The following is a 24606-nucleotide window of genomic DNA, read 5'->3' on the forward strand; positions in this document are numbered from 1 at the left end:
ACCATCCGGAGGACGAGTGCAGGGCACCTCCTTGCCCGGCGATGCCGGGAGCGACTCGGCTCGTCACCGCGACGATCTCGCGCCACGCCTGGCCGTGGTGATCACCGCGGTGGTGCTCGTGGGCTACTTCTGCGTCGCGGTCACCTATGTGGTCGACGCCCGCCCGTCGGGACGGGCCCTGGACGCCGCGCTGTTGATGCTGGCGCTGCTCCCCGTACTGGCCGCCCTGTTGGGGCTGCAGCTGACGCACTCCTTCCCCGGGCTCGCGCCCCGGCTCAGCGGGGCCCGGCACTGGACGCTGGGGCTACAGGCGCTGCTGACCTTCCTCCCCTTCGCGGTCTTCAAGCACGCCTGGCTCGGCATGCCGGGGTTCCTGGCGGGCTCCTCGCTGCTGGTGCTGCCGCCCCCGCTGTCCTGGGTGGCCTTCGCCGCCATCATGGGGTGCACCGATGTGCTGCTGTTCCAGGTGGGGTTCGGCTGGGGCGAGGTCGCGTACACGACCGTCTCCACCGCCCTGACCGGCCTGGTGGTCTTCGGCCTCTCACGGCTGTCCGGGCTGGTCGCCGAGGTGTCCCGGTCACGGGCCGAGCTGGCCCGGCTGGCCGTGGCCCAGGAGCGGCTGCGGTTCGCCCGCGATCTGCACGACCTGCTCGGCTACAGCCTGTCCACCATCACCCTCAAGTGCGAACTCGTCCACCGCCTGGTGCCCCCGCAGAACTCCCGCGCCCAGCAGGAGCTGGCCGAGATCCTGCAGACCTCGCGCCAGGCGCTCGCGGACGTACGGGCCGTGGCCAGCGGATACCGCAAGATGTCGCTGTCCGCGGAAGCGGGCACGGCCAGGTCCATGCTGGCCGCGGTCGGTATCAGCACCACGGCGGAGGTCGACTGCGGGGAGCTGCCCGACCTGGTGGACACCGTGCTGGCGAGCGTGTTGCGGGAGGGGCTGACCAATGTGCTGCGGCACAGCAAGGCGGAGCACTGCACGATCGAGGCGCGGCGCACCGACCGCACCGTCCTGCTGACGCTCACCAACGACGGGGTGGGCAAGCCCTCGACCATTCTGCGCGCCGACAGCTCCGACAGGTCGGACGGCGGCAGCGGAATCGGCAACCTCAAGGTCCGGCTGGAGAATCTGGGCGGACGGCTGCGCGCGGGCGTACGGGACGATGGCCGGTTCGAGCTGCGGGCCGAGCTCGAACTGCCCGTGGATTCGACCCCGGAGGAGCGCGAGCGTGGCTCTGAGGACGAGTACGGCCCGGCCGTGACGGCGTAGCGCCGTCGCCGTTACAGCCAGCCGGCCTCGCGGGCGATCCGGATGGCATCCACCCGGTTGCGCGCGTTCAACTTGGTGACGACGGACGTCAGATAGTTGCGCACCGTGCCCACGGACAGATACAGCCGGGCCGCGATCTGCGCGGAGCCCTCCCCCTGCGAGGCCAGCAGCAGCACTTCCAGCTCGCGCGGGGTCAGCGGCTGCGGTTTGTCGTCCAGGGCGGCGAGGACGAGCTGCGGGTCGATGACCCTCTCCCCCTTGGCGACCGCTCGGATGGCGTCGCACAGCTTGTCCGGGGTGCTGTCCTTGAGCAGAAAACCCGAGACATGGGCCGCCAGGGCGCGGCGCAGATTACCGGGCCTGCCGAGGCTGGTGAGCATCATCGTCCGGCACTCGGGCACGGCGGTGTGCAGCTCGCCGGCGGCCGTCAGGCCGTCCACACCGGGGAGGTCGATGTCGAGAACCGCGACATCCGGGCGGAGCTCCTTCGCGCGCGGCAGGATTTCGGCGCCGCTTGAGAACTCGGCGACGACTTCGATGTCCGGCTCGAATTCCAACAGTGCGACAAGTGCCTTGCGCAGCATGTGCATGTCTTCGGCTATCAGCACTCTGACCACGTCGCCCCTGCCCCTGCCTGCTCAACCCCCGTCGTATACCCGCATACGATTATTCCCAAATCTTCTCGACCGCTCCACCAATTCTCGGCCGAATCCGCCCACCGAACACTCGTGCTGCCGCCAAACCGAGCTTATAAAATGACTTCCTGCCGAATGATCGCCGTTGACTTCCGAAATAGAGAATCGCCACCCACCGCCCGATACGACAGCATCGAACTCGAATTCGGCGAACGCCAGTCGCATTCCACACCCCAGCGCCTTTGTGTATGCCTCCTTCAACGTCCACAGCCGCAGCAACGCCCGCTCGCGCTCCGGTTCCGCGAGGTCGGCCATCGCCGCGCGCTCGGCGGGGGCGCACAGCCGCCGGCCCACATCCGCGTACCGCATCGGCCGCCCGGACGCCTCGACGTCGACCCCGATGCGTTCGCACCGGCTGACGCCCGCGACGAGCAGATCCCCGGTGTGGCTGAGGCTCAGCTCCACCCGGCCGGCCCCGGCGCAGCGCGCGTACGGCCGTCCGCCCGGCTCGTACGCGAGGCACACCGCCTCGGGCGCGGTACCCGACACCGCCGCGACGAGGTGTTTGAGCAGCAGCCGCGAGGCCACGAAGCGCTCGCGGGCCGCCGGGCGGGGCAGGGTGCGCAGGCGGCGCCGGTCGCGTTCGTCGAGCATCCCGCGCAGGCCCTGATCGAGCGCCAGGTCGGGCGCCATGTCCTGAGGGCTGAGCGGCAGCCACTCCCGCCACCGGCCGTGGACGACCGCCCGGCCGTGTGCGGCGTACGCCTGGCGCACCGGTCTCCAGGGCCCGTCGGGCCCGGTCAGCGGGAGGGGCGATGGGGGTGGACCGCCGGGTGTCACACCACGCCTCCGGCGGCGGGCTCGCGCGGCAAGGGGACGAAGTCCTGGTACAGGGGCCGGACTTCACCCCGTAGAAACTGCTCGCGGAGCGTGGCGCGGGGCACCTTGTGGGATCCGGCGCGGCGGACCGTACCGGGGCGGACCAGCAGCACCCCGCCCGTGGCGGCGCCGAACTCCTCGGCCACGCGTTCGCGTACCCGCCCGGCCAGTCCGGCGAGCGCGGCGTGCGAACCGCCCGCCGTACCGACCTCCTGGACCACCACCAGGGGCCCGGTGCCCGGCCCCGCGCAGAACACCCGGGCGGAGCCCAATGGCCTACCGCAGCGCAGCAGTTCGCGCTCCACATCCTGTGGATGCAGGGTCATCCCGTCCACCATGAGGCTGTCGGCGAGGCCGCCTTCATGGGTGCGGCCCGTCATCCGGATCTCGCCGTCCCGCGCGACACCCAGGTCGCCGGTGCGCAGAAACCCGCCCGCGGCCTCGGTGTCGCGCGAGCGGCCCCAGTGGCCGGCGGCCACGGCGGGGCCGCGCACCCAGATCTCCCCGGCCATGCCGTCGGGCTGCGGCCGGCGGGTCGCCGGGTCGACGACGCGCAGGTCAAGACCGGGCACCGGGCCCCGGCCCTCGGCGGTGAGGAACGGCGCGGCCTGCGCCGGCGCGTATCCGGCGACCAGCGTGCCGGGGCGCAGTCCGGCGGCCACGCAGCGGCGGTGGAAGGCCGCCATGGTCGCGGCCGAGACCGGCTCGGCGGCGTTGAGCGCCGTACGGAGGCGGGAGAGGTCGAGCCCGGCCAGCTGCTCGTCGGTGGCCTCGGCGGCGCAGCGGGCGTAGCAGGTGTCGGGCGCGACGGTGTGGGTGATGCCGTGGCGGCTGAGGGCGTGCAGCCAGGCCACGGGGTCGGCGAGGTGCGGGCGTACGGGCAGGGGTACGGCGGTGGCGCCGAGCCACAGCGGGTGCAGCAGCTGGCCGATGAGGCCGGGCGTGTGGTGGCGCGGCAGCCAGCCGCCGATCCGGGAGCGGCGGCCGGTGCCCAGCGCCTGGCGCAGGGCGGGCATGGCGGCGAGGAGGTTGCCGTGGGTGATCAGCGCCCCGCGCGGCGCGGTGGCCGGACCGGCGTCGTACGCGAGGAGGGCGAGGCTGTCGGGCGTGGTGCGCGCGGGTGTGGTGTCGGGTGCGGCGGCGTGGGCGTCAGAAGCGGTGTGCGGGGCGGTGCGGTTGTGCGGGGCGGCGGGGGCGTACGGGGCCGGGTGGGCGTGGGGGCTGAGGCCGTCCACGGCCAGGCAGGTGATGCCGGTCCGGCCGATGAGGGAGAGCCTGCGGGAGGTCTCCGTGGCGTGTGCGGTCTCGGTCAGGACCAGGTCCACGGCCGCGTCCTTGGCGATGGCAGCGGTGCGCTCCGCCTCGGTGCGGGAGGCGGCCGGCGCGGGGACGGGGACCGCGACCGCCCCCGCGTACAGGCAGCCGAGCAGCGCGGCCGCCGCGTGCGGGCCGGGGTCGAGGGCGAGCAGCACCCGGCGGCCGGGCGCGTCTCGGGCGCGCAGCCAGGCGGATACGGCGCGGGCGTGGCCGTCGAGGGCGGCGTAGCTGATCCGCTGTTCGCCACCGCCTTCGGCCGGGTACACCAGCGCCTCGTCGGCGGCGCAGAGCATGGCCCGGTCCATCAGGGCCTCGGCCAGATTCGTATGTCGGTGCATTCTCGTCTCCCCAGCGCCTGACAGGACCCGGCCCCACACCGCCTCGCTGCCTCGGTAAAGGGGGCATCGAGGTGTCGAGGCAGCGAGGCGGCGGCTGAAGGGGAGTGTCGGGGCGGCGGCTCGAAGGCGGCTCGAACTTGGGCAGGTCATAGGACAAGCAGCAAACCTGTGCGCCTCATATCGCGCACCATGACATTTGTCCTGCCGGACTGCGGACTGTCGACACTGTCGCCGTACGGTCACGGTCCGTAGCGTTACTTCCATGACGAGTACAGCGATGACGGCGGCGGACCCGCCCGTGGTGGAGTTCGCCGGTGTGGCGAAGCACTACGGCGGGGTGCGCGCGGTCAAGGGCATCGATCTGACCATCCGGCGCGGCGAGTCGATCGCCCTGCTCGGCCGCAATGGCGCGGGCAAGTCCACCTCGATCGGCATACTGCTCGGGCTGCTGCCGCCGAGCTCGGGCCGGGTGCGGCTCTTCGGCGGCGCGCCGGAGGCGGCGGTCCGCTCGGGGCGGATCGGCGCGATGCTGCAGGAGGGTGCGCTGATCACCCGTGTGACAGTCCGTGAGCTGGTCGCCTTTGTGGCCGGCACCTACCCGAGGCCGCTCCCGATCACCGAGACGCTGGAGCTGGCGGGGCTGACCGAGCTCGCGGAGCGGCGGGCCGACCGGCTCTCCGGCGGGCAGGCGCAGCGGCTGCGGTTCGCCCTCGCCATGGCGGGCGGGCCGGAGCTGGTGGTGCTGGACGAGCCGACGGCGGCGCTGGACGTGGGGGCCAGGCGCGAGTTCTGGGCGGCGATGCACTCCTACGCGGCGCGGGGCAACACGGTCTTGTTCTCCACCCACTATCTGGAGGAGGCCGATGACAACGCCGACCGGATCGTGGTGATCGACAAGGGCCGCAAGGTGGCGGACGGCACGGGCGAGGAGATCAAGCGGACGGTGGGCGGCAATGTCGTCGCCTTCGACCTGGGGGACCGCTCCTCCGAGGGCCTTGAGCTGCTTCCGGGGGTGACGAGCGTCGAGATCCGGCGCGGCCGGGCGTATCTGCGCAGCGCCGAATCGGACGCGACGGTGCTGGCGCTCGCCGAGCGCGGGGATGTGCGGAATCTGGAGGTGCGGGTGTCGCGGCTGGAGGACGCCTTCGTCGCGCTCACCACCGGCAGGGACGAGCGAGAGGAGGCGGTGGTCTGATGCTGACGTCCATCGCGTTGGAGCTGCGCAGGATGACCCGTGACTTGGCCTTTCTGGTCTTCGGGGTGGCCCTGCCCGTGGTGATGTATCTGCTCTTCACCAACGTCGGCGGCGGGGACGGTGACAAGGGCTCCCATGACACCGCGGCGATGATCGGGATGGCGGCGTACGGCGCGCTCGGCGCGGCCCTGGCGAACGGCACGGGTGTGGCGGAGGACCGGGGGCGCGGCTGGCTGCGACAGCTGCGGATCACGCCGCTGACTCCGCTGGAGGTGGTGGGGGCGCGGGCGGTGACCGGCTCGCTGGTGGTGCTGCCGTCGATCGTGGCGGTGATGGGAGCGGGGTTCCTGGTCAACGGGGTGCGGATGCCGGTGCTGCGGGCGCTCGCCCTGGTGGCGGTGTTGTGGCTGGGCACCCTGCCGTTCACGCTGCTGGGCCTTGGCAACGGCTACCGCCTGTCGGCCCAGAGCACGGGCATGGTCAACACGGCGGCCAGTATGGGGCTGTCCATCATCGGCGGGCTGTGGATTCCGCTGAGCGCCTTCCCGGACTGGTTCGGCTCGATCGCCGAGTGGACGCCCACGAATCGCTTCGCGCAGTTGGGGTGGGATGTGTCCGAGGGCGCGCTGCCGGCGGTCGGGGCGGTGGCGGTGCTGGCGGGATGGTTCGCGGTGTTCGGCGCGTATGCGGCGGCCGCGTACCGGAAGAGCACCCACACCAGGTGAGCTGATGTTCCCCCTTGTTTTGCGGCTCGGTTCTCCCCCAGCTACCGCTGGGAGGTGCCCCCTGTCAGGTCGGCCGGGGCTTGCGGTCGACCTTCACGGTCCAGCCGCCGCCCGTGGTGCGCCCGGTGACGCTCACGCGCACGTTGTCCTGGCGCACGGACAGGGTCTCCCCGACACCCAGCGGGGCGTCGGCAAGTTCGGGGTAGACCGACTCGTTCCAGCACGCCCCGCTGCCGGGGTGGCCGTCCAGCACCTCGATGGGGCCGTCGCCCGAGGCGGTGTCATTGCGCACGCGGTAAATCAGCACGCCCTCGGTGCAGGTGGCGGCGTCATTGCCGTAGGCGCCGCGGGCCTCGATGGCCAGCGCGGTGGTGGCGCCGGTGCGCACCACGACGAGGCGGGTGCGGCTGTCGTCGGCCGGGCTGCCGCCCGCCATGGGCGCGTCGATGGGTTCGAGGGTGTGCAGGGTTGCGCCGGGGGCGCGCACACATTGGACCTGGCGCGGGCGCAACCATCCGAGCTTCCATTTGTGCCACCCGAAGGGGTCGGGCGCCAGCCCGAATTGGCTGCCCATCAGGTCCCAGTCGCCGACATAGGTGTCCCAGTCGCCCTCGCCGTCGGAGCTCTTCGGCCGGTGGTAGAGATCGGGGAGGTCGAAGACATGGCCGGTCTCATGGGCCAGCACATTGCGGTCCGGCGGGTGGTTCTCGAATACGGTCACGAGCCGGCGCAGCTCGACGCCGTCGGCGCGCAGCGGCTGCTCGAAGTTGACCACTTTTGTCGCGTCGGCGTCCACGCCTGGGGCGTCGGGGTCGGCGACGAGGTAGACGACGTCATAGCGGCCGAAGTCGATCGAGGGGTCGGCGGCGGCGATGGCGTCACGCAGATACGCGGCCCGCCGCCCGGCGTTCCAGTCGCGCTTTATGTCGTACGAGGTGGACGCCTCGGGCATGGTGATCCATCGCTTCGCGGCGTGCACCCGCAGCCTGAACTGCCCGTATGAGGCGCGCCGGAAGAATGCCGTGGTCGCGGGGATGTGATCGGCGGCCAGCCGTCGCGGAGTCACCTTGGGCGTGGCGTCCGGGAAGGAGAGAAAGACCATGGCCGCGTGGAGCGTGCGGGCGGGGCGGGGGTAGCCGGCGTTCCAGGTGTCCACTCCCTCGGAGTGGTGCGCCCCGGTGCGTTCGAGCGTGCACGGCCCGCCCGCGCCCGCCGCGAAGGCGGGGCCGGACACCACGGTGGTGGCGATCATGGCGCTGAGGGAGGTGAGCACGGCCCCGGTGCGGCGCAGCCGAGGCGGGCGCCCCACACCCTCGGACAGTCGACCCACCCCCGCGGGGAGTGGGCCCACCCCCTCGGGCAGCTGAGGACGCGCCATGTCGACCTCCCAGACCTAGACCGACCACCCCATCCACCCTCAGGCGGATGCGTGCGGTACGCCCTGTTCGGCTGGCCCAGTCGAGTGAACCGGCCCCGATGCGGGTACGTAACAGACGGTCACAGTCGGTCGTGAGGGCAGTGGGTCCGTGCAGAGTCGAACAGATACGACCAAACACATGTACAAGGCAACGATGGTCGCGATCGCATGGTTGGAACGGCCGGAGCATGAGCCTCTATGATCGGCACATTTCCAGCGGGGACTCCCTATTCGGGCAGGCATTCAGGGCCCGCCCGGCACCCGGTGTGAGACATGCACAAGATGTGTACGACAGACCTGTACGAGACGAGCGCCACGCGGGAGCGAGCGGTGAGCGGATCCCCTGACGGCCAGGGCCGCGCGCCCGGCGCGACTCTGCCAACGATCACGGAACGTAACGCGGCGCCCAGCGCCGGGCCGCCCGGCGGCACGCCACCGCCCGGCACCGCGCCGAGTGACTACCGCGCCGCGTTCAACGCGGCGCGGCTCGCCATGGCCGTCATCAACCGCGAGGGCATAGTGCTCGACGCCAACCCCGCGCTCGGCGCGCTGCTGGGCGCCGAACCGGCCCGGCTGATCGCGCGCAACGCCGCGGACCTGGCCGAGCTGCGCGAGGATCCGCGCACCTGGAGCGAGTACCGCGATGTGTTGCACGGCCGCCGCCGGCGGCTGTGCTGCACCCGTCGGCTGCAACGCCCCGATGGCCATGCCCTATGGGCGGAGATCACCGTCGAGCCGGTGCCGGACAGCTGCAGCGCGCTGCTGTCGATGGCCGACGTCAGTGAGCGGCGCGATCTGCAGGGGCGGCTGCGTCATCTGCAGATGCACGACCCGGTGACCCGGCTGCCCAACCGCAATCTCTTCTTCGAGCGGCTGGCCTCCGCGCTGGAGGCCGCCGCATACGACCGGGGCGGCACCGGGCGGATCGGGCTGTGCTATCTCGACCTCGACGGCTTCAAAGCCATCAACGACACGCTCGGCCACCGCGTCGGAGACCGGCTGCTCGGCGCGGTCGCCCAGCGGCTCACCGAATGCGCCGCGCCCGACGGCCATCTGGTGGCGCGGCTCGGCGGCGACGAGTTCGCCCTGCTGGTCCGGGACTCCACCGGTACGGAGCAGCTGTGCGAACTGGCCAAGTCCGTACTGGCGGCGCTGCAGCGGCCGTTCGACGTGGCCGGGCAGCGGCTGTCGGTATCGGCCAGCATCGGCGTGGTGGAGCGGCCCGCCGCCGGGACGCACACCACGTGGCTGATGCAGGCCGCGGACACCACGCTGTACTGGGCCAAGGAGGACGGCAAGGCGCGCTGGACACTCTTCGACCCGGAGCGCAACGCCCACCGGATGACCCGGCAGGCGCTGTCCAGCACGCTGCGTCCGGCGGTCGAGCGGGAGGAGTTCGTGCTCGACTACCAGCCGCTGGTCGGGTTGGTCGACGGCGTGGTGAAGGGCGTGGAAGCGCTGGTGCGCTGGGAGCATCCGCGATTCGGCAGGCTGTCGCCGAATCGGTTCATCTCGCTGGCGGAGGAGAACGGCGCGATCGTCCCCCTGGGGCGCTGGGTGCTGCGGACGGCCTGCCGCCAGGCCCGCGAATGGCAGTTGGCCCACCCTCTCAACCCGCTGATCGTCAGCGTCAATGTGGCGGTCCGCCAGGTCTGGGACTCGGATCTGGTCGCGGAGGTCGGCTCGATCCTCGCCGAGACCGGACTGCCGCCGCATCTGCTGCAGTTGGAGCTGACCGAGTCCGCCGTGATGGGCTCGGCGGGTCGGCCGCTGCAGGCGCTGCTGCAACTCAGCGAGATGGGGGTGGCCATCGCCATCGACGACTTCGGCACCGGCTACTCCAACCTCGCCTATCTGAGCCGGCTCCCCGTCTCCACGCTCAAGCTCGACGGATCGTTCGTCCAGGGGTTCCGGGCGGAGGAACACCCGAACCCGGCAGACGAAACGATCGTCCAGGCGCTCGTCGAGCTCGCGCACCGGCTCGGTCTCACGGTGACCGCCGAATGTGTGGAGAGCGCCGAGCAGGCGGAGCGACTGGCCCGGATCGGCTGCGACACCGGACAGGGCTGGTTCTACTCCCGCCCGGTGCCGCCGGACCGTATCTCCGCCATGATCGGCGGCCATCCGGCGGCCACGAGCGCGCAGTAAGCGGTGAAGTCGCGCGGTGAGGAGTGAAGCAGGGGTGAGCGTCGGTCAGGCTGTGGCCGTCGGCAGATCGTAGGCGTCGGCGATCAGCTCGTACGAGCGCAGCTTGGCCTCGGGGCCATGGACGTTGGCCGTTATCTTGATCTCGTCCACACCGGTCCGCTTGATCAGCCCGTCAAGCCCCTCGCGCACCGCGTCCGGGGTGCCGTACACGACGTTGGTCAGCCAGCTGTCGACGAAGTCCTCCTCGATGACATTGAACTCATGCGCCTCCGCCTCCTCGGGGGTCGGTATCAGACCGGGCCGCCCGGTGCGCAGCCGCACCATCGACAGCGCACCGGTGAGCACCTGGCGGCGCGCCTCCTTCTCGTCCTCCGCCGCGAACGCCGAGACCCCGATCGAGGCGTACGGCCGGTCGAGGACCGCGGACGGCCGGAAGGACTGGCGGTAGAGGTCGAGCGCCGGGATGGTGTTCGCCGCGGAGAAGTGGTGGGCGAAGGAGAACGGCAGGCCGAGCGCCCCGGCGAGCCGGGCGCTGAAGCCGCTGGACCCCAGCAGCCACACCGAGGGCCGGTCGGCGGACTGCACCCCGCCGGGCGCCGTGCCCTGCACCGGCCCGGGGACGGCGTGGATGCGCGCGTAGCGGTGACCGTCCGGGAAGTCGTCGTCGAGGAACCGGAGCAGTTCGGCGAGCTGCTGCGGGAAATCGTCGGCGCCCTCGTTCAGCCGCTCGGTGCGGCGCAGCGCTGCGGCCGTGGCCCCGTCGGTCCCCGGCGCCCGCCCCAGCCCCAGGTCCACCCGACCGGGCGCCAGGGCCTCCAGCGTCCCGAACTGCTCGGCGATGACGAGCGGCGCGTGGTTGGGCAGCATGACCCCGCCGGAACCGAGCCGGATCCGCTCCGTGTGCGCGGCCAGGTGGGCCAGGATCACCGCCGGGGAGGAGCTGGCGACACCGGGCATGGAGTGGTGCTCGGCCACCCAGAACCGGTGGAAGCCCCGCTGCTCGGTGAGCTTGGCGAGCGTCACGGTGCTCCGCAGCGCCTGTGCGGCGGTCAGCCCGCTGCCGACGGTCGCCAGGTCCAGCACCGACAGCGGAATGGGGGCGCTTCCCCGGGGTATGGCATGGACGCCGTGGTCCTGCGCCCCGCCCTGCTCACCCTGCGGGTCGCGCCCGCCCTGTGCGCTTGCTCGTCCTTCCGCGCCTTGCTGCCGGTTCTGCTCGCCCTGCTGGTTCTGCCGCTCGCCCTGCCGGTCCTGCTCGTCGGCCACGGTGGCCCGCCTCCCTGTCGCCCTGTCTGCGCCGCTCAGTGTGCGTCATTCCGCACCGCAGACTGTCAACCGGAGAATGGCTCCGCTTTATTCCCGTGGGTCTCCCGCTCGTCCCACGCGGGGCTCCTGCTCGTCTCACGCCGCGCGGAAGAGCTCCCCGAGCCGGTCGGTCGGCACTTCCCTCCCGAGCAGCCGCAGCCCCTCCCAGACCGTGACCTGGTTCGCCGTGAGCACCGGCTTGCCGACGGCCTCCTCCAGGTCGGGTATCCAGGCGGCGGTGTGCAGGGCGGTATCCGGAAGGAGCACCGCCTGGGCGTCGGGATGGTCGCCGGCCCGGGCCAGCCGCAGCACCTCTTCCCGGCCCCAGGTGCCGACCTCGGCGGCGGTGATGATCCCGCTGCCGCGCATCGCGACGACCTCCGCGCCCGCCGCCTTGAGAAAGGCCCTGAAGTGATCCGCGACATCCTCCGGATAGGTCGCGGCGATGGCCACCCGCTCGGCCCCGAGCGCCCGCACGGCGCGCGCGAAGGCGAAGGATGTGCTGGAGGCGGGCAGCCCCGCCCTCTCCGACAGCTCGCGCACCTGCTCATGCGCGCCGTCCCAGCCGAAGACGAAGCTGGCGCTGGTACAGGCCCAGACCACGGCCTGGGCGCCGCGCGCCTTCAGCTCCCCCACCCCGGCGGCGAGCCGGGCGGCCGAGCCCATCTCCAGCAGGGCGTCCACACGATGGGCGTCCTCGCCGATGTCGGTATGGACGAGGGGCAGCCGGACACCGGCATCGAGGATGGCTTCGAGCCGCGGATAGTCGTCCTCGGCGGAATACCCCGGGTAGAGGAAGCCCACGGTGTCGCCCACCGACTCGCCCTCAGCCCTGCCCGTCGCCGCTTCCACCATGGCTGCCTCCCTCTCACGCGACCCCCACCGGCGCCGCCCCGTTTTGCCCGACACTTCTCATACACCGCGGCCGCCCATCGCGTTCCCTCACACCGTCGGCGAATTACCTCCCGACTCGTCCCGGTACGGGGCGTCCCCCATCCCGGAGCCGAACGCCGAGTCCAGCCCGTCAACCGGCTCCCCGTCCGGCGCCGACGGCGGCCCGGCCAGCGCCGCCTCGGGCTCAGGCAGGGGCAGGGACGGGGCGGGATCGGTCAGCGGCACGGAGGGAATCACCACCGGCTCCACCGGCCCGACCAGGTGGTCCATCGCCCCCGCGACGGGTTCCACCGGATCGACGACCGGACCGCCCGGACCCGCCAGCCCCGACGTACTCACCAGCCCCGCCGTATCCACCGCACCGGCCGAGTCGGCCAGCCCAGCCGGGCCCGACATCCCCGCCGGGCCGCGCCGCGCCGCCGGGTCCAGCAGGGCCTGGTACGGCCCGACCGCCCGTTCGCCGATCGCCCGCAGCGCCGCCCACATCGTCACCTGGTTCGCCGAGAGGACGGGCATCCGCAGCTCGGCCTCCAGCTGCGGGATCACGTCGTACGTGGGGAGGTTGGTGCAGCTGATGAAGAGCGCGTCGGCCGCGCCGACCACCGCCTGCCGCGCCATGTCGACCACATCGCGGTAGGGCACCCTCCAGATGTGCCTGGTCAGCCCCAGGTACGCCCGCCCGGTCACGGTGATCCCGGCCTCGCCCAGGTACTCCTCCAGGGAGTCGGTCACCGACTTCGTATAGGGCGTCACCACGGCGATGCGCCGGGCGCCGATCTCCCGCAGCGCGTCGAGCAGCGCCCCCGACGTGGTGAGCGACGGCAACTCGCCCGCCTGCGTCATCGCCGCGCACATGGCGCGCTCACCGGCGACGCCGCCGACGAAGCTGCCCGAAGTGCAGGCGTACGCCACCACCTCGGGCGCGATCGCGCACAGGGCGCGCACCGCATCGTGCAGAGTTTCATGCTCGCTGACGAGCCGCGCCAGATCGAGGCTCACCTCGACCGGAACGAACGGAGTGCGCGTCAGATGCAAGGAGACCTCATCGGGCACCCAGCGCCACAGCTCACGATCGAGCGCGAAATCGAATGGTGCTACGACGCCCACGCCGCGCTGCGGCTGTGGGCCACCCAGAAAAGAGACGTCCATGAGCGAGCCCCAATACACAACGGAGGGCTGGACCATTGGCCAGAGGGAAAGAGCCGGCCTAATGCCGGGACGTCGGGACAGATGCCGGAGCGATGCCGTTATTGACGACGGTAGTTTCCGCTGCCTAGCGTGGTCAATCCTCGCTCTGAGGCGACTTCCCGACACCCCCGACAGCCAAGCGCACCTACGTTTCGAAACGGTTTCTCGCCCATGACCGAAAGCACTGTGGTCGTCTTCGGCGACGACCCTCCCGTCCGTCTCGACCGGCTGGCCGGCCGCGCCAAGATCCTTGTGTGCGACGAGTCCTCGCTGCCCGAACTGCTCCCCGTCGCCGACGCCCTGCTCGTCTGGGACTTCACCTCCGACGCGGTACGCGCCGCCTGGCCCGGCAGCGGGCCCAGGCCGCGCTGGGTCCACACCGCGAGCGCGGGCGTGGACCAGCTGATGTGTCCTGAACTGATCGAATCCAACACGGTGTTGACGAACGCCCGGGGCGTCTTCGAACAGCCGATCGCCGAATATGTCGCGGGGATCGTGATCGCCATGGCCAAGGACTTCTACGGAAGTTGGGAGCTCCAGCGGCAGCGCCGCTGGCGCCACCGCGAGACGATGCGGCTCGCCGGGACCCGTGCGGTCGTCATCGGCGCCGGCCCGATCGGCCGGGCCATCGGCCATACGCTGGCCGCGCTCGGCATCGTGGTCGATCTGGTGGGGCGTACGGCGCGTGCGGGCGTACGCGGCGCCGACGAGCTGAACGGGCTGCTGTCGGAGGCCGACTGGGTGGTCTGCGCGGCACCGCTGACCGACGGCACACGCGGCATGTTCGGGCGGGACGCCTTCGCCCGGATGAAGTCGAGCGCCGTGTTCATCAATGTGGGGCGCGGTCCGCTGGTTGTCCAGGACGACCTGGTGGCGGCGCTGGTCGCGCGGCATATCGCGGGCGCGGTGCTGGACGTGTTCGAGCATGAGCCGCTGGCCGCCGACGACCCCCTGTGGGACGTTCCGGGGCTGTTCGTCTCGCCCCATATGAGCGGCGACACGGTCGGCTGGCGGGACCAGCTCTCCGAACAGTTCCAGGACAACTACGACCGCTGGGCCGCGGGAGAACCGCTGCTCAACGTGGTCGACAAGCGCCTGGGATACGTACCGGTCGACTAAAAGGAGAGGGTGGATGACCGATATCCACGATCTGACAGCCATTCAACTCCTCGAGCGGTACGCCTCATGCGACCTCTCCCCCGTCGAGGCCACCCGCGCCGCACTGGAACGGATCGAACAGATCCAGCCAGAGGTCAACGCGTTCAGCCGGGTAGACGCGGAGGCCGCGCTGCGTCAGGCCGAGGAGTCGGCCGAGCGGTGGCGGCGCGGCGAACCCGCCGGTCTGGTGGACGGGGTGCCGGTGTCCGTGAAGGACATCCTGCTGCAGCGCGGCGGCCCCACGCTGCGCGGCTCGCTGACCGTCGCGGCCGACGGCCAGGCTTGGGACGAGGACGCGCCCTCGGTGGCCCGGCTGCGCGAGCACGGCGCGGTGTTCCTGGGCAAGACGACGACCCCGGAGTTCGGCTGGAAGGGCGTCACGGACAGCCCGGTGTACGGGGTGACCGGCAACCCGTACGACCCGCGGCGCACCGCGGGCGGCTCCAGCGGGGGCAGCGCCGCCGCGGTGGCGCTGGGCGCGGGGCCGCTGAGCCTGGGGACAGACGGCGGCGGTTCGGTGCGTATCCCGGCGTCCTTCTGCGGCATCTTCGCGTTGAAACCCACCTATGGGAGGGTTCCGCTGTATCCGGCGAGCGCGTTCGGAACGCTCGCTCATGTCGGCCCGATGACCCGCGACGCGGCCGACGCGGCTCTCCTGATGGATGTGATCTCCGGCGCGGACTGGCGCGACTGGTCCCAGCTCGCGCCCCCGGAAGGCAGCTTCCAAGAGGCGATCACGGCGGGCGGGGGCGGTGTGGACGGGCTGCGCGTCGCCTACAGCCCCACGCTCGGCGGATCCGCTGCGGTCGACCCGGAGGTGGCGGCGGCGGTACGGCGGGCGGTGGACCTGCTGGCGGACCTCGGCGCGTCCGTGGAGGAGATCGATCCGGGGATCGAGGACCCGGTCGAGGCGTTCCACACGCTGTGGTTCAGCGGGGCGGCGCGAGTGGTGCAGCCGCTCGGGCAGGACAAGTGGGAGCTGCTGGACCCGGGGTTGCGCCAGATCTGCGCCCAGGGCGCCGCGTACAGCGCGCTGGACTATCTGGCCGCCGTGGATGTGCGCATGGCGCTCGGAAAGGCCATGGGCCGGTTCCACTCCGCGTACGACCTGCTGGTCACCCCGACGCTGCCGATCACCGCCTTCGAGGCGGGGGTCGAGGTGCCGAAGGGGTCCGATCACACGCGGTGGACGGGCTGGACGCCCTTCACCTACCCCTTCAACATGACCCAGCAGCCCGCGGCGAGCCTGCCCTGCGGGCTGTCCACCGACGGGCTGCCGATCGGGGTGCAGCTGGTGGCCGCCCGCCACGCGGACGCGGTGGTGCTGCGGGCGGCGCACGCGCTGTACGGGGCGGGTCTCGCGGATGGCGTCAGGCCGCCGGCAACGGCCGGCTGACGACGGACGGCTCAGGACGCCCCGCCGGCCGGCTGACGACCGACCGGCGAGGCCGCCATCCGCCCAACGACGGCGCCCCCGCCCCTCCCGTCCCACCCGGGCCGCACAGCCCGGATGGGACGAGACGGGCCAGACGGGCCGCCTACGCCCGCCGGAAACTCAGCGTCTCCCCCAGCGCCCCGGCCCGCCACAGGTCCTGGCAGGCGTCGGCCATCCGGTCGAGGCCGTCGACGACCGCGCCCCAGACGATGCCCGGCACCCACCCCGCGTCGCCGTTGATCAGCAGGTTGTTGCGCTCGTAGAAGAGCGCGAGGTCGACGACCCGCTGCTGCCCCTGGTGCTTGGCCTGCTGCTCATAGCCGTAGGAGGCGGTGCCCAGCTGGGTGTCGGTGAAGCTGAAGTAGCACAGGTCGCCGGGGATGGGGGTGATGGTCGGGTTCTCCAGGGGCGGCTCCTCGGGGGCGAAGGGAGGCAGCAGCGCGTAGATCTCGTTGCGCGCGTACTTGGCGTGGTAGACGTCGCCGCCCAGAGGCAGCGCGTTCCACACCGCCTCGCAGGTGATGGGCGCGCGGTCGTCGAGGAGTTTCGCCGTACAGCTCACGCCCCGCTTAGCGAGCGAAACCTCGATAAACCGGTCAGCCATGACATTCCTCCCACTCGTTTCCGGACCAGTTGCCGGGAGCCCCTACCCAGACCGGCCAAGCGTCAAGGGCCGAAAAGGATCTGCATATATTCCGCGCGGTCGGGTAGCCGCGCGCCCATGGCTCCACCACGAGGGATACACAAGGACATGAGCGGAAGACGGCTGAACCGCCGCGCGCTTCTGGCGGGCGGGGCGGCCATGGGTCTGCTGGGCGCCACGGCCTGTAGCCGGGTGTCCAGCGCCGATTCCAAGGACGGGGGAAACCTGCTGAGTCGCCTGCGGTCGCAGGGGGCGGTACGCCTGGGTATCGCGGGTGAGATCCCGTTCGGCTACATCGACGAGAACGGCGACTTCACCGGCGAGGCGCCGGAGATCGCGAAGGTGATCTTCAAACGGCTGGGGGTGGCACATGTCCAGCCGGTTCCGACCGAGTTCGCGTCGCTGATACCGGGGCTGCGTTCGCAGCAATTCGACGTGGTCTCCGCCGGTATGTACATCAATCCGGACCGTTGCCAGCAGGTGATCTTCTCGGACCCCGACTACCGCGTCCGTGACTCGTTCATCGTGCGCAAGGGCAACCCCAAGAACTTGCACAAGTACGAGGATTTCGTCAAGTCGGGGGCGAAGCTCGCCAGCGGCTCCGCGTACGCCCAGATCGGCTACGCGGTCAACGCCGGGGTGAAGGAGAGCGACATCATGGTGCTCCCCGACCAACTGGCCGGGCTGCTCGCGGTCGAACAGGGCCGCGCGGACGCCTTCGCGGGTACGGCGGTGACGGTGCGCAATGTGATCCGGCAGAGCGGGGGCCGCCGGGTCGAGGCGACCGAGCCGTTCCAGGCGCTGCTCGACGGCAAACCGGACATCGGCGCGGGCGGTTTCGCCTTCCGCCCGGAGGAGACCAAGCTCCGGGACGCCTTCAACGTCGAGCTGCACAAGATGAAGAAGAGCGGCGAACTCCTGCGCATCGTCCGGCCGTTCGGCTTCACCAAGGCCGAGATGACGGATCTGACCGCCAAGGAGTTGTGCCGATGACGTCCGGACTGTGGGAGAAATGGCTCCTTCCGGGGATCTGGATCACCATCCAGCTCACCCTCTACAGCGCGCTCTTCGCCACCGTCGTCGCCTTCGGCGTCGGTATCGCCCGTACCTCCAGGCTGTGGATCGTCCGCTTCCTCACGGGCTTCTACGTCGAGGTCTTCCGCGGCACCTCGGCCCTGGTGCTGATGTTCTGGCTGTTCTTCGTGATGCCGCTGGGGTTCCAGTTCCAGCTGCTGCCGCTGTGGGCGGCGGTGCTCGCCCTGGGCCTGACGTACGGCGCGTACGGCTCCGAGATCGTGCGCGGCGCGATCGCCGCCGTGGCCCCGGCGCAGCGCGAGGCGGCGATAGCGCTCAGCTTCACGCCCGCGCAGCGGATGCGGCGGGTGATCCTGCCGCAGGCGATCCCCGAGATGATCCCGCCGTTCAACAACCTTCTGATCGAGCTGCTGAAGGCCACGGCGCTGGTCTCCGCGGTGAGCGTCGCGGACATCACCTTCGCCGCCCAGCTCTCGCGGCTGGCGACCGGTGACAGCCTGGAGATCTACTCGATCATCCTCGTTCTCTACTTCGTGCTGGCCTTCGTCCTCACTCGCCTGATGCGGCTGCTGGAGCGGCGCGCCAAGGCGGGCATCGGGCAGGCGCCGGAACGGCGCAGGAGGGGCCCGCTGGTGACCCGGAAGCTGTCCGCCGCACAGGAGGGCGAGCAGTCCGCCAACCTGACCACGGTGGGAGGTGCCCAGTGAACTGGGACTGGGACGTCGCCAAGGACTTCCTCCCCGACCTGGGCGACGGGCTGCTGATCACCCTCGAGGCGACCGCCCTGGGCTCGGTGCTCTCGTTCGCGCTCGGCCTGGTGTGGGCGCTGGCCTTCCGCTCGCCGACGCGCTTCGTACGCTGGCCGGTGGCCGCGGTGGTGGAGTTCATCCGCAACACCCCGCTGCTGGTCCAGTTGTTCTTCTTCTACTACGTGCTGCCGACCTGGGACATCAAGTTCTCCGCGCTGACCACCGGGGTGATCGCGCTCGGCCTGCACTACTCGACGTACACCGCCGAGGTGTACCGGGCCGGTATCGACGGGGTGCCCAAGGGCCAGTGGGAGGCGTGCACCGCGCTCAGCCTCTCGCGCGGCCGCACCTGGATCTCGGTGATCCTGCCGCAGGCGATCCGCCGTGTGGTGCCGGCCCTCGGCAACTACGTGATCGCGATGCTCAAGGACTCGCCGATGCTCGCCCTCATCGGGGTCGTCGACATGCTCCAGAAGGCACGGGCGCACGGCGCCACGTCCTTCGAGTACATCGAGCCCTACACGATGGTCGGCATCGCCTTCATCCTCATCGCCTATCCGGCATCCCTTCTCATGCGAGCCCTGGAGCGTCGCCTTGGCCACTGAAACCGAGCACAAGAACCCTGCCGTGGACGGCAGTGAACTGATCCGATTCGACCGGGTGACCAAGCGCTTCGGCGACAACACGGTCCTCGACGACCTCGACTTCTCGGTGTCCTCCGGGAAGCACGTGACCCTCATAGGCCCGTCCGGGTCCGGCAAGACCACGATCCTGCGGCTGCTGATGACGCTGATCAAACCGGACCAGGGCAAGATCCAGGTCGACGGCGAATGTCTCACCCATGAGAACCGCGGCGGGAAGCTGGTCGAGGCGAGCGAGAAGCACACCCGCGAGGTGCGCAAGAAGATCGGGATGGTCTTCCAGCAGTTCAACCTCTTCCCGAACATGCGGGTGCTGCGGAACATCACCGAGGCCCCGGTCCATGTGCTCGGCCTGAGCAAGGACGAGGCCGAGGAGCGGGCCCGCGAGCTGCTGGACCTGGTCGGGCTCGGCGACAAGTGCGACGCCTACCCGACACAGCTGTCGGGCGGGCAGCAGCAGCGAGTGGCGATCGCGCGGGCGCTGGCGATGCGGCCGCAGGTGATGCTGCTCGACGAGGTGACCTCGGCGCTCGACCCGGAGCTGGTGGCCGGGGTGCTGGACGTGCTGCGTGATATCGCTCACACGACGGACATCACGATGCTGTGCGTCACGCACGAGATGAACTTCGCCCGGGACATCTCCGACGAGGTGTTGATGTTCGACTCGGGCCGGGTGATCGAGGCCGGGCCGCCGGAGAAGATCTTCACCGAGCCGGAGCACGAGCGCACTCGGGAATTCCTGAGCGCCGTGCTCTAGCGGGCGCGATGGCGGTGGACCGGCGGCAGCCCCGCCGGTCCGCCTCCCACAGAGCATGCCTATGGCATATGCCAGGGTGGCGCGCCGCTGTTGAGCGGGCCCGTCGCACACCATCAATATGCTCAACACCCGCGCCGAATCGCCCGCTTGGCGGCTATCGTGGTACGAAGCCGCGCCGCGTAAAGCTGCCGCTGGGTGATCCCGTGGCCATGACCTGCGGCGACGGCGCCGACGCAAGCGGTCACAACCTGCTAGGGGGGAAACCGTGGCGCTCAAGCCCGAGTCGACCGCGCCGTTCCACTCGGTACGGCACGCCCTCCGGGTCCTCGAAGTCGTCTCCCACCACACGGGCGGCGTGACCGACGCCGGCATCGCCCGCGAAACCGGCCTCCCACCCGCGCACCTCGCCCAGCTGCTGCGGATGCTGCGCCGCGAGGGCTATGTGGAGCAGGTCGCCGACGGGGCCTATGTCGCCGGCACCTCCCTGTCCCTCCTGGGCTCCGTCGGCCCCGACCGCCAGACCGCGGTCGAGCACAAGCTCCAGAAGTCGCTCGCCGCCCTGCGCGACTCGGTCGGCGCGGCGATCTACCTCAGCCGCTATATCGACGGCGAGGTCCGGATCACCCAGTACGCCGACAGCCCGCACACCCCCAAGGTGAACGAGTGGGTCGACTTCCGCTCCGCGGCCCACGCCCTTGCCGTCGGCAAGTGCCTGCTCACCCAGCTCGACCATGACGGCCGCCGCGACCATTTCTCCCGCCACAAGACCGTGCGGTTCACCTCCCGCACCACGACCAACGAAAAGGTCCTCTTCCGCAAACTGGAGAGCCAACCCGCCACGGTCCCCGTCCTCGACCTGCAGGAATACGCCGTCGGCACCGTCTGCGCCGCCGTCCCCATAACCGCCGGCCGCGCCGCCGGCTGCCTGGCCCTCTCCCTCCCCCTGGAGCACGCCCACCGCCTGCGCCAGGCCGCGTACACCCTGAACCGGGAGGCGGCGCCGGTGCTGCTGTCCCTCACGATCTGAGGGCGGACGGTGGTCAGGAGCACCCCTCCAGGGCGGGTAGTATTTACCACGTCAGCAGGCGCCGCTAGCTCAGTTGGTTAGAGCAGCTGACTCTTAATCAGCGGGTCCGGGGTTCGAGTCCCTGGCGGCGCACCTTGGCTTTTAGAGCCACTGACCTGGGGTTTCTCGGTTCTCCGAGAAACCCCAGTCGTGTTTTTGGGGCCATCGGCGCCATGACCTACGTTGCGCGTCACTGCCTGAGATCGAACAATCACTCGCAGGAGTGATCCTCGGCGGAACGTGCCCCAGTCGTGCATGCATCCGGAAAGGCTGGCCTCCTCCAGGAAAGGGAGGCACCATGACGGTTATGACCGAGAGCACGTCTTACACGCTGCTGGAGGCCTTCGAGAAGCTCGCCTCTACCGCGCCCGAAACCGTCAGGTTGGAGTTCATCAACGGACGGATCGAGGAGAAGCGCGTGCCGGACGGGGATCACGACGAAATCATCAGGTGGCTGCAGAAGCGCTGCATGCAGCACCGGACCGACGCCTGGCTCTATGGCGAGCGCGGCCTGAAGGTCGAGGCATACCGCAAGGGGCGTGCCCGCCCGGACGGCGTGCTGGCACCTGAAGGGCACTTCGCGGGAGACGGTGAATGGTCCGACCCTGACGGGGTGCTGATGACCGTCGAGGTCACGTCGTACGACCGGGACACCGACCGCCGGGACCGCATCGAGAAGCACACCGCGTACGCGACTGCGGGCATCCCTGTCTACCTCCTCGTGGACCGTGACGCTGGCGCGGTCATCGTCCACACCAACCCCGACCCGAAGAGCGGCTGCTACCTCGACATCCATCGGGCACCCTTCGGGGAGCAGGTCGTGATCACCGAGCCGGTCGGCATCACGCTCGACACGGACGTCCTGAAGGCCTACGTCCGCTGACACGCTCCTGCATGCAGGAGACGGCCCGACCGGTCGGCTGTCCGACCGGCCGGGACCTTGGCTCAGCCCGCCTTCTTCACGAACTCCGTGGTGTAGGTCTTGTTCAGGTCGACCTTGGCGTTCTTCAGGTTCGGGTTGAAGGACTTCAGGACGCGCTCGACCGTCGCCGGGCCGTCCGCCGGCATGACGCCGTCCTTGGTGAACATCGGCAGGGTGGACTTGATCGCCTGGGCGTAGAGCTCCTTGCCGCCCTGGGCATAGTCGGCCGGCATCTTGGCGGCGATTTCCTCGGGGGTGTGGGTGGACATCCACTTGAGGGTCTTCACGAAGGCGTTGGCCAGCTTCTGGACGGTGTCCTTGTGGCTGTTCACCCAGGACGTGTTCATGTAGAGGCTGGAGGAGGGGTACGGACCGCCGAGGGCGGCCTTGGAGCCTTCGGGGGTGCGCATGTCGAGGAGGATCTTGCCGAGCTTCTGGTCCATGATCTGGGCGACGGTGGGGTCGGTGGTCATGCCGCCCTGGATCGCGCCCTGCTTCAGGGCCGCGATGAAGGTCTGGCCGGCGCCGACCGCGACCGGGGTGAATTCGCTGGTCTTCACGCCGCTGTTCACGGCCAGGTACTTGGTGAGGAAGTCGGTGGAGGAGCCGAGGCCGGTGACACCGAGCTTCTTGCCCTTGAAGTCCTTGGGCGAGGTGATCTCCCCCGCCGCCTTGTTGGAGACGATCTCCACCTCGCCGGGTGCGTGGGAGAACTGCACGACGGACTCCACCTCCTTGCCCTTGACCTGGAGGTCCAGCGTGTGGTCGTAGAAGCCGACCGCGCCCTGCACCTCGCCCGCCACCAGGGAGGTTTCGGCCTGGACACCGGCCGGTTCGCTGAGGAGCTGGACGTCGAGGCCCTCGTCCTTGAAGTAGCCGAGTTGCTGGGTGAGCATCGCGGGCAGGTAGATGACCTTGTCCAGGCCACCCACCATGATCTTGACCTTGCCGTCCTTGCCGTCCCCGCCCGAGTCGCTGCCGCATGCGGTGAGGGTGGTCAGGGAGAGCGCCGCGGCGACCGCCACCGCGGAGATCTTGGCGTAGCTGCGCATGTCACACGTCCTTGGGAGAAAGAGGGATTCAGAAGGGGGAAGGAGAAGGGCGCGTCAGTGGTCCGCGCCCGGCTGGGCCGGCTTCCAGCGGAACAGCCGCCGCTCCAGGAAGGTCAGCAAGCCCTCGGCCAGCAGGGCCACGACGGCGAGGATCACCATCGCCGCGTACACCCCGGCCGCGTTGAACGTGGACTGCGAGGTCGCGACCAGCAGCCCGATCCCCTTGGTGGCGCCGATGTACTCGCCGACGATCGCGCCGATCAGCGCGAAGCCGAAGCTGACATGCAGGCTGGTGAAGATCCACGAGGTGGCGGAGGGGATCACGACCTGCAGGGTGACCTGGCGGTTGCTCGCGCCGAGGATGCGGGAGTTGGCCACCAGGTTGCGGTCGACCTCCCGTGCGCCCTGGAACGCGTTGAAGAAGACGGGGAAGAAGACCAGCACGACCGCCGAGGCGACCTTCGAGGCCGGTCCGAGGCCGAACCAGATGAGGAAGATCGGGGCGAGGACGATCCGGGGCAGTGCGTTGAGCACCTTGATGTAGGGGCCGAGTACGTCGGCGAGGAAGCGGGCCCGGCCGAGGCCGATGCCCAGGACCACGCCGGCGGCCACGCCGATGGCCCACCCGATCAGCGCTTCCTGGAGGGTCGTCCAGACCTGTTCCCAGAGCGGGCCCTGGGCGGTGCCGTTCTGGATCCAGTCCTTCAGCTGGTCCCAGACCTTCGAGGGCATCGAGAAGTTGAACGGGTCGATGACCGAGGTACGGGCGAACCACTCCCACAGCCCCAGCACCGCGACCAGCACCAGCGCGCGGGTGCTCTGGACGAGGATCGCGCGTTTGCGGGCGGCCCTCGCTCTCGCTGTCGTACGGCTCGTGCCCTCGTTGCCCGCGGTGTGTTTGCGTACGGCGGTCGTCGTCTCAGGCATTCGAGGCTCCTCTCTCGCGGGTGATCCGTACCTCTTCGCCAAGTGAGGCCCAGATCTCGCGGTAGATCTCGATGAACCGGGGCTCAAGCCGCACCGACTCGACCTTGCGGGGCCGTGGCAGATCGATCTCGAACACTTCCTTGACGGTGGCCGGGCCGGCCGTCATGACCACGACCTTGTCGGCGAGGGCGATGGACTCCTCGAGGTCGTGGGTGACGAAGACGACGGAGGCGCCGGTCCCTGACCACAGCTCGAGCAGTTCGTCGGACATCAGCGCCCGGGTCTGGACGTCGAGGGCCGAGAACGGCTCGTCCATGAGCAGGATCTCGGGGTCATTGACGAAGGTGGCCGCGAGCGCGACGCGCTTGCGCTGGCCGCCGGACAGCTGGTGCGGATAGCGGTCCTCAAAGGACGCGAGCCCGACCCGGGCCAGCCATTCGCGCGCTCGTTCCTTCGCCTCCGCCTTCGGTACGCCGCGGAAGCGGGGTCCGGCCATCACGTTGGACAGCACGCTGCGCCAAGGGAAGACGGCGTCCTGCTGGAAGACGAAGCCGACCTTGGATCCGATGCCGCTGACCGGTTCGCCGGTCACCAGCACATCGCCTTCCGTGGGCTCCTCCAACCCGCTGACCAGCGTCAGCGTCGTGGACTTACCGCATCCGGTGGGGCCGACCACGGCGACGAACTCGCCCCGCCCGACGATCAGGTCCAGATCCCTGACGGCGGTGTGGAGGCCACCGGACGGAGTCCGGAACACCTTGCTAGCGCCCCGCAACTCGATGGCAGGGCTCGTTTGTCTGCTCATGGCCGAGGAGGCTAGGAGTGGCGCGGGCCACACCGGCAGCCTTATGGGCACAACGCGCTCTTGTGCGCACAAGCCCCGTTCTGCTCGTTTAGCTCGCGCTAC

General features: G+C 70.3%; 22 protein-coding genes, 1 tRNA gene and 1 pseudogene. 13 read left to right on the forward strand and 11 right to left on the reverse strand.

Annotated features, from left to right (window positions below):
• Positions 1-16 precede the first annotated feature (16 nt).
• Complete coding sequence (locus tag ACFV2X_RS04590) at positions 17-1273, forward strand: sensor histidine kinase (protein WP_385611322.1); 1257 nt, start codon at positions 17-19, stop codon at positions 1271-1273.
• An 11-nt stretch (positions 1274-1284) separates the two neighbouring features.
• Here ACFV2X_RS04590 and ACFV2X_RS04595 read toward each other — a convergent pair whose 3' ends face one another.
• The 3 genes from ACFV2X_RS04595 to ACFV2X_RS04605 form a co-directional block, all read right to left on the reverse strand.
• The gene (locus tag ACFV2X_RS04595; RefSeq protein WP_043487542.1) at positions 1285-1890 is read right to left on the reverse strand and encodes a DNA-binding response regulator; all 606 of its coding nucleotides are present in this window, start codon (positions 1888-1890) and stop codon (positions 1285-1287) included.
• 21 nt (positions 1891-1911) lie between these two features.
• Entirely contained in the window at positions 1912-2682 is a 771-nt protein-coding gene (locus ACFV2X_RS04600) for a 4'-phosphopantetheinyl transferase family protein (RefSeq protein WP_385611326.1), read from the reverse strand.
• A gap of 62 nt (positions 2683-2744) precedes the next feature.
• On the reverse strand, positions 2745-4442 hold the full coding sequence (locus ACFV2X_RS04605) for an AMP-binding protein (RefSeq protein ID WP_385611329.1): 1698 nt from the start codon (positions 4440-4442) through the stop codon (positions 2745-2747).
• Between the two features lie 277 nt (positions 4443-4719).
• On the opposite strand from ACFV2X_RS04605, the gene ACFV2X_RS04610 reads away from it, so the two are divergent.
• Positions 4720-5637, forward strand: a complete 918-nt coding sequence (locus ACFV2X_RS04610; protein ID WP_385611498.1) for an ATP-binding cassette domain-containing protein — start codon at positions 4720-4722, stop codon at positions 5635-5637.
• Complete coding sequence (locus ACFV2X_RS04615; protein WP_385611332.1) at positions 5637-6362, forward strand: ABC transporter permease; 726 nt, start codon at positions 5637-5639, stop codon at positions 6360-6362. The genes ACFV2X_RS04610 and ACFV2X_RS04615 overlap by 1 nt, the downstream gene beginning before the upstream one ends.
• A 64-nt stretch (positions 6363-6426) precedes the next feature.
• Here the strand turns inward: ACFV2X_RS04615 and ACFV2X_RS04620 are convergent, their stop codons facing one another.
• Positions 6427-7740 carry a M6 family metalloprotease domain-containing protein gene (locus ACFV2X_RS04620; RefSeq protein ID WP_385611335.1) on the reverse strand — a complete coding sequence of 438 codons (1314 nt, stop codon included), beginning with the start codon at positions 7738-7740 and terminating at the stop codon, positions 6427-6429.
• A gap of 312 nt (positions 7741-8052) precedes the next feature.
• Here ACFV2X_RS04620 and ACFV2X_RS04625 point away from each other — a divergent pair, with 312 nt between their 5' ends.
• Positions 8053-9927 carry a putative bifunctional diguanylate cyclase/phosphodiesterase gene (locus tag ACFV2X_RS04625; RefSeq protein ID WP_385611337.1) on the forward strand — a complete coding sequence of 625 codons (1875 nt, stop codon included), beginning with the start codon at positions 8053-8055 and terminating at the stop codon, positions 9925-9927.
• Positions 9928-9972: 45 nt separating this feature from the next.
• Here the strand turns inward: ACFV2X_RS04625 and ACFV2X_RS04630 are convergent, their stop codons facing one another.
• The 3 genes and pseudogenes from ACFV2X_RS04630 to ACFV2X_RS04640 all read right to left on the reverse strand — a co-directional run.
• Positions 9973-11043: an LLM class flavin-dependent oxidoreductase gene (locus ACFV2X_RS04630; protein WP_385611501.1), complete on the reverse strand. Its 1071-nt coding sequence runs from the start codon at positions 11041-11043 to the stop codon at positions 9973-9975.
• 285 nt (positions 11044-11328) lie between these two features.
• Positions 11329-12087, reverse strand: coding sequence for a decarboxylase (locus ACFV2X_RS04635; protein ID WP_385611340.1), 759 nt, complete (start codon positions 12085-12087; stop codon positions 11329-11331).
• Between the two features lie 429 nt (positions 12088-12516).
• Positions 12517-13275, reverse strand: a pseudogene (locus tag ACFV2X_RS04640) (decarboxylase); the annotation flags it as partial.
• A gap of 210 nt (positions 13276-13485) precedes the next feature.
• On the opposite strand from ACFV2X_RS04640, the gene ACFV2X_RS04645 reads away from it, so the two are divergent.
• A complete protein-coding gene (locus ACFV2X_RS04645; protein WP_385611342.1) occupies positions 13486-14433 on the forward strand; it encodes a D-2-hydroxyacid dehydrogenase in 948 nt (315 codons plus the stop codon).
• A gap of 13 nt (positions 14434-14446) precedes the next feature.
• Positions 14447-15868: an amidase gene (locus ACFV2X_RS04650; protein WP_385611344.1), complete on the forward strand. Its 1422-nt coding sequence runs from the start codon at positions 14447-14449 to the stop codon at positions 15866-15868.
• A gap of 142 nt (positions 15869-16010) precedes the next feature.
• On the opposite strand, the gene ACFV2X_RS04655 is transcribed toward ACFV2X_RS04650, so the two are convergent.
• Positions 16011-16511: a DUF3830 family protein gene (locus tag ACFV2X_RS04655; protein WP_043487537.1), complete on the reverse strand. Its 501-nt coding sequence runs from the start codon at positions 16509-16511 to the stop codon at positions 16011-16013.
• Positions 16512-16628: 117 nt separating this feature from the next.
• Between ACFV2X_RS04655 and ehuB the strand changes: the two genes are divergently transcribed.
• The 7 genes from ehuB (at position 16629) to ACFV2X_RS04690 (ending at position 21681) form a co-directional block, all read left to right on the forward strand.
• Positions 16629-17543, forward strand: coding sequence for an ectoine/hydroxyectoine ABC transporter substrate-binding protein EhuB (gene ehuB, locus ACFV2X_RS04660; protein ID WP_385611347.1), 915 nt, complete (start codon positions 16629-16631; stop codon positions 17541-17543).
• Complete coding sequence (gene ehuC / locus ACFV2X_RS04665; RefSeq protein WP_385611349.1) at positions 17540-18292, forward strand: ectoine/hydroxyectoine ABC transporter permease subunit EhuC; 753 nt, start codon at positions 17540-17542, stop codon at positions 18290-18292. Before ehuB ends, ehuC begins: the two co-directional genes overlap by 4 nt.
• The gene (gene ehuD, locus ACFV2X_RS04670; protein WP_385611352.1) at positions 18289-18939 is read left to right on the forward strand and encodes an ectoine/hydroxyectoine ABC transporter permease subunit EhuD; all 651 of its coding nucleotides are present in this window, start codon (positions 18289-18291) and stop codon (positions 18937-18939) included. The genes ehuC and ehuD overlap by 4 nt, the downstream gene beginning before the upstream one ends.
• Positions 18940-18961: 22 nt before the next feature.
• Positions 18962-19732 (forward strand): ectoine/hydroxyectoine ABC transporter ATP-binding protein EhuA, encoded by a 771-nt coding sequence (ehuA, locus tag ACFV2X_RS04675; protein ID WP_089512927.1) that lies wholly within the window; start codon positions 18962-18964, stop codon positions 19730-19732.
• Positions 19733-19997: 265 nt separating this feature from the next.
• Positions 19998-20759 (forward strand): IclR family transcriptional regulator, encoded by a 762-nt coding sequence (locus ACFV2X_RS04680; protein WP_385611354.1) that lies wholly within the window; start codon positions 19998-20000, stop codon positions 20757-20759.
• Positions 20760-20817: 58 nt separating this feature from the next.
• Positions 20818-20891, forward strand: a tRNA-Lys gene (locus tag ACFV2X_RS04685).
• Between the two features lie 205 nt (positions 20892-21096).
• Positions 21097-21681: a Uma2 family endonuclease gene (locus ACFV2X_RS04690; RefSeq protein WP_385611356.1), complete on the forward strand. Its 585-nt coding sequence runs from the start codon at positions 21097-21099 to the stop codon at positions 21679-21681.
• 62 nt (positions 21682-21743) lie between these two features.
• Here ACFV2X_RS04690 and ACFV2X_RS04695 read toward each other — a convergent pair whose 3' ends face one another.
• The 3 genes from ACFV2X_RS04695 to ACFV2X_RS04705 are packed head-to-tail and all read right to left on the reverse strand — an operon-like array spanning position 21744 to position 24504.
• Positions 21744-22772, reverse strand: a complete 1029-nt coding sequence (locus tag ACFV2X_RS04695; RefSeq protein ID WP_385611359.1) for an ABC transporter substrate-binding protein — start codon at positions 22770-22772, stop codon at positions 21744-21746.
• Between the two features lie 54 nt (positions 22773-22826).
• Positions 22827-23699: an ABC transporter permease gene (locus tag ACFV2X_RS04700; RefSeq protein ID WP_385611362.1), complete on the reverse strand. Its 873-nt coding sequence runs from the start codon at positions 23697-23699 to the stop codon at positions 22827-22829.
• Positions 23692-24504 (reverse strand): ABC transporter ATP-binding protein, encoded by an 813-nt coding sequence (locus tag ACFV2X_RS04705; RefSeq protein WP_385611365.1) that lies wholly within the window; start codon positions 24502-24504, stop codon positions 23692-23694. The genes ACFV2X_RS04700 and ACFV2X_RS04705 overlap by 8 nt, the downstream gene beginning before the upstream one ends.
• Between the last annotated feature and the right edge of the window lie 102 nt (positions 24505-24606).

This window comes from Streptomyces sp. NPDC059679 (assembly GCF_042734105.1).
Classification (GTDB): domain Bacteria; phylum Actinomycetota; class Actinomycetes; order Streptomycetales; family Streptomycetaceae; genus Streptomyces.